This is a genomic window from Rhodoferax sp. OV413, from assembly GCF_900104385.1.
Taxonomy (GTDB): Bacteria; Pseudomonadota; Gammaproteobacteria; order Burkholderiales; family Burkholderiaceae_C; genus Rhodoferax_B.
In genome coordinates this window covers 912,313-920,792 of the sequence record NZ_FNJA01000002.1, presented here as the reverse complement: position 1 = coordinate 920,792, position 8,480 = coordinate 912,313, and the positions used below count along the sequence as shown (strand labels likewise).

General features: G+C 67.2%; 1 protein-coding gene. It reads right to left on the bottom strand.

Annotation, left to right across the window (positions count from 1 at the left end):
• Nucleotides 1-8,457: non-ribosomal peptide synthetase (locus BLT66_RS11640; protein WP_092757822.1), on the bottom strand; the 8,457-nt coding region annotated here is incomplete at its 3' end.
• Nucleotides 8,458-8,480 lie beyond the last annotated feature (23 nt).

Here is an 8,480-nt window from a genome sequence, read left to right as displayed (position 1 = left end):
GCTCCAGCCATCGAGCAGGAGATGGTGGCTGGTCCAGACCAGATGCATGGCATCGGGACCGGTGCGCACCAGCACCAGGCGCAGCAGCGGCGGCTCGGCCAGGTCAAAGCCCTGCACGAGCTCGGCCTGCGCCAACGCGTCCAGCCCGCCGGCCACATCCTCCCAGCGCCGCCCGTCCTCCAGACGCAACGGTACCTCCACCTGGCGCGCCACCCACTGCAGTGGTCGCTCCGCATCGGCCAGGAAGCCGGTGCGCAGGATCTCGTGGCGCGCCATGGCGCCCTGCCAGGCCTGGCGGAAGCGTTCCACGTCCAGGCCCTGCACGTCTACCCGCAGCTGCGTGACGTAGGCGCTGCCCTGGCGTTCGTAGACGCTGTGGAACAGCATGCCGGCCTGCATCGGTGACAGCGGGTACAGGTCCTCCACCCGCGAAGGGGCGAGCGTCGACGCCAGCGCATCCAGGCCCGGCTGGGCCAGTTGCGCCAACGGGAAGTCCGATGGCGTGAGTCCCTGGGCGCCGCTGGTGCAGTGCGCAATCAGGGCTTCGAGCTCGCGCTGGAAGGCGTCTACCCAGGCGCGCACTGCCACTTCGTCGTGGCGGGCCCGGCTGTAGCTCACGACCAGGCGCAGCTCGCCGTCGTAAACCTGGCCGTTGACGGCGAATTCGTGGGTCAGCGCGGTGTCGGGGTGCACTTCGTCGCCGGCCGATTCGGCCGCCGGGCGCCAGCGCGCCTGCGCATCGAAGCTGCCGTCGAATTGGCCCAGGTAGTTGAACAGCACTTGCGCGGGACCGTAGTCGCCATCTTGGGCAGCGGTGGTGCCGGTCTGCAGCGCTTCGCGCTGCGCCGGCGTGCCCAGGGCCTTGAGCACGCCATGGCCCAGACCACGACCGGGCACGGCACGCAGGGTTTCCTTGACGCGCTTGAGCGCTGCGCCGGTGTCACCAGTGGGCTCAATCACCACCGGGTACAGGCTGGTGAACCAGCCAACGGTGCGTGTGAGATCGATCCCGTCGAACACGTCTTCGCGGCCATGTCCTTCGAGATCGATGGCCACGCGCGAGACGCCACCGGCCTCGCACAGGGCGCGGCCGAGTGCGGTCAGCAGCAGGTCATTGACCTGGCTGCGATAGGCCGCGGGCGCCTGTTTTAGCAAGGCCTGGGTGTGGGCGCGGCCGAGCCGCACTTCCAGACGTTCGCGTTCGCGCTGGGTGGCAGCGCCCTGCGGATGGGCGCAGGCAAGGGCCGGTGCGGCACGCTGGGCGCGCCAGTGGTCGAGTTCACCGGCGTAGTCGGAAGCGTGGCGGACCAGTGTTTGCGCCCAGTCCTGGTAGCTGCTGGTGCGGAGGGGCTGTGTGAGCGGCTGGCCGGCCAGGGCCTGGTCATAGGCTTGGTTCAAGTCCTGCAGCAGGATGCGCCAGGACACTCCGTCCACTGCCAGGTGGTGGATGACCAGCAGCAGCCGCGAGCTGCCGTCGGCGACGTCGATGGCCACAGCGCGCAGCAGCGGGCCAGCGGCGAGGTCCAGGCTGCGTTGGGCTTGCTGGCAGATGGCGGTGATGTCGGCGGCATCGTCGGCTTGGCGCTGCCACAACACTTGGTCTACAGCATGGGGGGCCATCGGTGCATAAACCTGGCGCCATTGGTCACCCGTGTGGCCATCTTCAAGGCGGGTGTAGCGCAGACGCAGCGCATCGTGGTGTGCGAGCAGCGCGGCCAGGGCCTGGCGCAACGCGGCGATATCCAGTGGCTGCGCGGCTTGCAGCAGAACGGATTGGTTCCAATGACTGTGTTGCAAGCCGTTCTGCCATTGCAGGCTGCTGCGGGCGAAGAAGTCGGACTGGATCGGCAGCAGAGGCACCAGGCCGCTGGGCGCGGGGCGCGCCGCCGCGGGGCTGCGACCATCAGCGGGGTCGAGCGTTTCGGCCACCGCCGCCAGCAGGGCCACGCTCTGGCGTTCGAAGAGCTGGCGCGGCGAGATCACCAGGCCTTGTTGCCGCGCACGTGCCACGATCTGCAGGCTCAGGATGGAATCGCCCCCGATCTCGAAGAAGTTATCGTGGCGGCCCACCTGAGCCAACCGCAGGACTTCGCACCATATAGCGGCCAGCACCACCTCCACCCCACCCTGCGGCGGCATATGCTCGGCGCTGGCCTCAAAGCTTGGCGCGGGCAGCGCGGCCCGGTCAAGCTTACCGTTGACGTTGATCGGCAAGCGATCAAGAACCATGATGGTGCCGGGCACCATATAGTCGGGCAACGCCTGCGCCAATCGGGTCCTGAGCTCGGAGCCGGCGATGCGGTCACCTTCCGCCGCCGATACATAGGCTACCAGCCGGTTCTGTCCGGCGGCGCCGTTACCGCCCACGGCGACAACCACCGCCTCACGGACGCCGGGCTGGGCCAGCAAGGCCGTCTCCACCTCGCCCAGCTCGATGCGGAAACCGCGAATCTTGACCTGGTGATCGAGCCGGCCCAGGTAGTCGAGCTGACCGTCAGCCCGCCATCGCACCAGATCGCCGCTGCGGTACATGCGCGCACCTCCGCCGACGAAGGGGTCGGCCACGAAGCGTTCGGCGCTCAGCCCGCCACGGCCGAGATAGCCACGCGCCAGGCCCGATCCGCCAAGGTAGAGCTCGCCTGCGGCGCCTTCGGCCACCGGATTCAGGTTGCCGTCAAGTACATAGGCACGACGGTCGCCGATGAGCCGGCCGATCGGCATGTAGGCGGAATCGAAACCCTCGTCCCGGCCCATCTTCGCGATGGTCGGCGTGATCACGGTCTCGGTTGGCCCGTACCCGTTGATCACTCGCTGCGGATTCAGCACGCGGCGCAGCAGCTCGAAGCTGGCGCGCGGCATGGCCTCACCGCCTACGGTGTAAGAGCGGATCGGCAGTGCTGCGGCCACCGGGCCCATGACCTCGACCAACTGGTGCAGGTAGCTGGGTGTAAAGCAGGCCATGGTGATGCCATGGCGCGCAATCTCGGCGCAGGTGCGCTCCACCGACCAGACCTCATTGTCGCGCGGCATCAGCGCCGAGCCAAACACCAACGGCGTCCAGGTGCGTTCATGCGCGCCGTCGAAGCTGATCGACGCGAACTGCAGCTCGCGGTCTTCCGGTGTCATGCCGTAGACCTGGCCTATGGCCTGGATGTGCATGGACAGCGGGCCATGCGCCACGGCCACTCCCTTGGGCAAGCCTGTGGAGCCGGAGGTATAAATCACATAGGCTAGGTTGTGGGGCGACACCGGCACCGCCGGCGCATGCGCAGGCATCCGCGGATCGTCGAGATCCAGCGTATCGAGTGCAAGCACTGCCGGTGCCGGAACCAACTCTTCCATGCCCTGGTGACACAGCAGCAGGCCAATGCCGCTGTCGCGCGCCATGTAGGCAAGGCGCTCGGCCGGATAGGCCGGGTCCAGCGGCACATAGGCACCGCCGGCTTTGAGCACGGCCAACAATGCGACCACCATGTCGATCGAACGTGGCACGGCCAGCCCAACACGGACTTCCGGCCGCACGCCCGCGGCGATGAGGAGATGCGCCAGACGGTTGGCGCGGACGTCGAGCTGCGCATAGCTCAGGCTGCGCGCGTTGCCGATCAGCGCCAGCGCCTCCGGTCGCAGCCGGGCTTGTTCCTCGACGAGGCGATGCACCGGAAGCTCGCGCACGCTTGCACTGCCCGTGCCCCAGGCCCGCAGGCGCAGCCACTCGGACTCACCCAGAATGTCCATGTCGCCCACCGCCTGGTCGGCGCCGGCATCGCCAGCCTCCAGCGCGACGACGATCGAAGCCACCGCCGCCAGCATGTAATCACCCATGCGCTGCGCGCCAATCAAGGCATCCGCATGGGCTACCAGCTCAAAGCCGTCAGCGCGGTCGTTCACCGACATCACGAAGGGATAGTTCGACGACTGCTTGAAGCCCAGTCCCTCAATGCCAGCCAGGCCGCCGTCATGGTCCGCACCCACCGCGCGCTGCGCGATGTGCCGGTAGTTGAACAAGGCCGAAAACAGCGGTGTGCCCTGGGCCAGGCCGCTGCAGCGCTGCGCCAGCGACAGCTGGGCATGCTCGTGGTGCAGCAGCCCGGTGAGCGCGGCATGCGTCTCCTGCACGCAGACGGCCACGCCGCGGCTGCCAAACCGCACGCGCAGTGGCAGGGTGTTGATAAACATGCCGAGCGCGCGCTCGGCACCCTCGCCGGCCTGCATGCGGCCAAACAGCACGGTGCCGAACACCACGTCGTCGCGGCCGGTGGTCTTGGCCAACACCATCGCCCAGGCCAGGTGGAACAAGGTGGCGGCGCTCACGCCGGCTTGGCGGGCCTGGCGCCGCAGCGCGTCAGCCAGTCCCGCATCGAGCGGCAGCCGGGCCTCGGCCAGCGTGCTGCCGTTGCCGCGTACGTCGAGCATCTCGAAAGGCGCGGTGGGCTCGGTCACGTCACCCAGCATGGCGCTGAAGAATGTTTCAGCCTCGGCCGGGCCCGCACCGCGCCGCGCCTGGGCTACGAAGCGTCGGAAGGGCACAGGCGCAGGTAGTGCCTCGCGCCGACCTTGCAAGATGAGCCCAACCTCTTCCACCACCACCTCCACTGACGCATGGTCGAGCGCGAGGTGGTGGCTGGGCAACTGCAGCAGCCAGCGTTCGTTCGTCTCGTCGCGCGCGGCGATGGCGCGCAGCATCGGCGCGCGGCGCACATCGATGCGGTAGTGCGTGGCATCGACATGGGCGTCGAGCTGCGCCGCCACGTCCGAACTCTGGTCTACCGCCAGCCACTCTAGCGGCAGCGCGGCCTGGCGGTGCACCACCTGCACCGGCTGTGGCAAGCCCTCCCACAGCACCGCGGTACGCAGGATGTCGTGGCGCGCGACCACCTCGTCGAGGCTGGCCACGAAGTCCTTGAGCCGGGCCTCGCAATCGAAGCTCAGCAGAAAGGCATTGCCGTAAACATCGCCCTCGGTCTGCATCAGGTGATGGAATAGGATGCCTTCCTGCAGCGGCGCGAGCGGATAGATGTCCTGGATATTGGCCGCACCACCGGGCACCGCGGCCTCGATGCCGCGCAACTGCTCGGGCGAGAGTTCGACCAGAGCCAGCATGTCGGGCTCGATGGCTGCGCAGCCCGCGGGAATGCAGCTCTCTGAAACCCAAGCCGGTGCCGCCTGCGCACGAGCGGCAGGCGTCAGCGCTTGCGCGAAGGCCGCCAGCCTGGGCTTCTGGAACAGCGTGCGCACCTCGACGTTCCAGCCCTGGCGCCGCAGCCGCTCCAGCAGTTGGATCGCCAGCAGCGAATGGCCACCGAGCTCGAAGAAATTGTCGTGCCGGCCCACGCGCGCCAGACCCAGCAGTTCGACCCATGCCGCAGCCACTGCGGCTTCGGTTTCTCCCTGTGGGGCCTCGTAGCCATCCGTGCCCGCGCGCTCCGGCTCGGGCAGAGCCTTGCGATCGACCTTGCCGTTCGCGTTCAACGGCAAGCCGTCGGGCATCGCCACCCAGGCGGCCGGCACCATGTACTCGGGCAGCACCGCGCCGAGCCGTAACTTCAATTCGGTCGGGTCAACTTCCCTTCCCGCCTGAGGCGAGACATAGGCCACCAGCCGCGTGCCGCCTGGTCCTTCCTTGGTCAGCACGATGGCTTCTCTCACCTCGGGCTGGGCCAGTAACTGCCCCTCGATCTCGCCAAGTTCGATGCGGAAGCCACGGATTTTCACCTGGTGGTCGATGCGGCCCAGGTATTCAAGTTCGCCATCGGCGCGCCAGCGCACCAGGTCGCCGGTGCGGTAAAGACGCTCGCCCGCCTGGCCGAACGGATTGGCGATGAAGCGCTCGGCGCTCAGGCCGGCCCGGTTGCCGTAACCGCGCGCTAGCCCTGCGCCCGCCACATACAGCTCACCCGGCACGCCCACGGGCAGGCGGTTGAGCTCGCCATCAAGCACCTGCAGGCCCAGGTCGGGAATGGCGATGCCTACCGGGCTGCGCCGGCCTTCGTCCAGATCGGCTTGCGTGATCGGGCGGTAGGTGACATGCACCGTGGTCTCGGTGATCCCGTACATGTTGACAAACTGCGGATGGCTGTCGCCGTGGCGCTCAATCCACGGGCGCAGGCTCTCTGGCTCCAGCGCTTCGCCGCCGAAGATAACGTAGCGCAGCGCAAGCCCTTCGCTCGCTTCCACGGCCGTTGATGCATGGATGAGCTGGCCGAAGGCCGAAGGCGTCTGGTTCAGCACCGTGACCTGCTCACGGCGCAGCAGCTCTAAGAAGTCGCCCGGAGCACGGCTGATCCAATAAGGCACCACCACCAGCCGGCCGCCGGTGCACAGCGCACCGAAAATCTCCCACACAGAGAAATCGAAGGCGTAGGAATGGAACATGGTCCACACGTCCTCAGGACCAAAACGAAACCAAGGTTCGGTCGCACCGAGCAACCTGGCCACGTTGCGGTGGCTGAGCTGCGCGCCCTTGGGTCGGCCTGTGGAGCCGGAGGTGTAAATCACGTAGGCGAGGTGGTCGACATGCACCGCCATACCGGGGGCACTGCCGGATTCGCCGGTGAGGTCCAGAGTGTCGAGCTCAAGCACCTGCAGATCGGCATGCGTATCAATGCATTCGCGCACCTGGCTTTGGGTGAGCAGCAACGAGATGCCGCTGTCCACCACCATGTAGGCAAGCCGGTCGCTCGGGTATTGCGGGTCCAGTGGCACATAAGCGCCACCGGCCTTGAGGATGGCCAAGAGGCCGACCACCATGTCCAGCGAGCGCTCCACCGCCAGGCCAACACGGGTCTCGGGCCGCACGCCAAGCGCAATCAGGCGGTGCGCGAGGCGGTTGGCACGGGTGTCGAGTTCGCCGTAGCTAAGCGAGGCTTGTTCATACACCACGGCCACGGCGTCGGGCCGAAGCTGGGCCTGCTGTTCGATCACATGGTGTAGCGGCTGCGCCAGCCCGTGCTGCGGTGAGGGCCGCCCCCAAAGAGCGATTTGAGCCGATTCGGCATCGCCGAGCAGCGCCACCGCGCCCACGCTGTGCGCAGGCTCCTCCAACAAGGCTTTTAGCAGCGCGAAGTAGTGCATGCCCATGCGCTCGATGGTGGCCGCGTCGAACAGCTCTTTCGCATAAACAAACTTCAACCGCAGCTCGCCGGTTTCGTCCTGCATCGCATCCAGCGTGAGTTCGAACTGCGCCGACTTGTCGCCGAGCGCACAGCCCTGCATTGTCAAGCCCGGCAGACTGCGCAAGGCCTCGTAGCCGCCGCGCAGGTAGTTGAACATGACCTGAAACAGCGGTGACGTTCCCATGCTACGTTCTGGCTGCAGGGCTTCAACCAGTTGTTCGAAAGGCAGGTCTTGGTGCGCCTGCGCACCGAGAGCCGACTCGCGGGTCTGCGCCAGCAGTTGCGCCAGCGGCATGCGCCCGTGCACCGGGCTGCGCAACACCTGGGTGTTGACGAAGAAGCCGATCACTCCCTCGGTTTCGCTGCGGTTGCGGTTCGCCACTGGCACGCCAACGCGGATGTCCTCCAACCCTGTGTAGCGGTGCAACAGCGCCTGGAATGCCGCCAACAGCAGCATGAACGGTGTGGCGCCGCGTACCGCCATCTGGCGCCGCAGCCCCTCGGCCAGCGCTGCCGGCAGGTCGACGATGTGGCTGGCCGCGCTGTAGCCGCCGTCGGCTTTTCTCGGGTGGTCGGTGGGCAGTTGCAATACCGGCTGTTCCGAGCCCAGCTGCGCCAACCAGTAGGCAAGCTGGCGCTCGCGTTGGCCGTCTTCCAGCCAGTTCCGCTGCCAGGCCGCATAGTCCGCGTACTGCACCGGCAGCGGCCGTAGCACTGCCGACTCTCCTTGAGTGATGGCGCGGTACTGCGCCACAAACTCGTCGACCAGGATCTGCATCGACCAGCCGTCGGACACAATGTGGTGCATCACCACCGCCAGCACATGGCTGTGTGCGCTTTCACGGATCACGCTGACCCTGAACAGCGGGCCACGCTGCAGATCGAAGGGCCTGAGGTTCACAGTCCGAGCCGCCTCATCCACCAAGTCGCCGCGCAGCGCCTCCGGAGCCTGACTCAGGTCGACCAGCGGTATCTCCAGCGCCAGCTCGGCTTGCACGAGCTGCTCGGCCATGCCTTCGTTGTTGGCGCGGAATACGGTGCGCAGCGACTCGTGGCGCGCCACCAGCGCTTGGAAGGCGGCGCGCACCGCATCCACGTCCAACGCACCTTGCAGCCGCAAGCCTTCGGCGATGTGGTATGCCGTGCTCACCGGATCCAACTTCCACAGGAACCACTGGCGACGCTGCGCGAAGGACAGCGCCGCGCGCTCGGCCGGATCGTCGCAAGGTCGCAGCGGCGGCTCCCGCTCCGCCACGGGCACGCCCTTCAGGCGGCTGGCCAGCAGAGCTTGTTGCGCGGGCGTAAGGCGAGCGCGTTGGACTGACAGTTTTTTGGATGTAGACATGGCGGTGAAGAAGATTCGTTTTG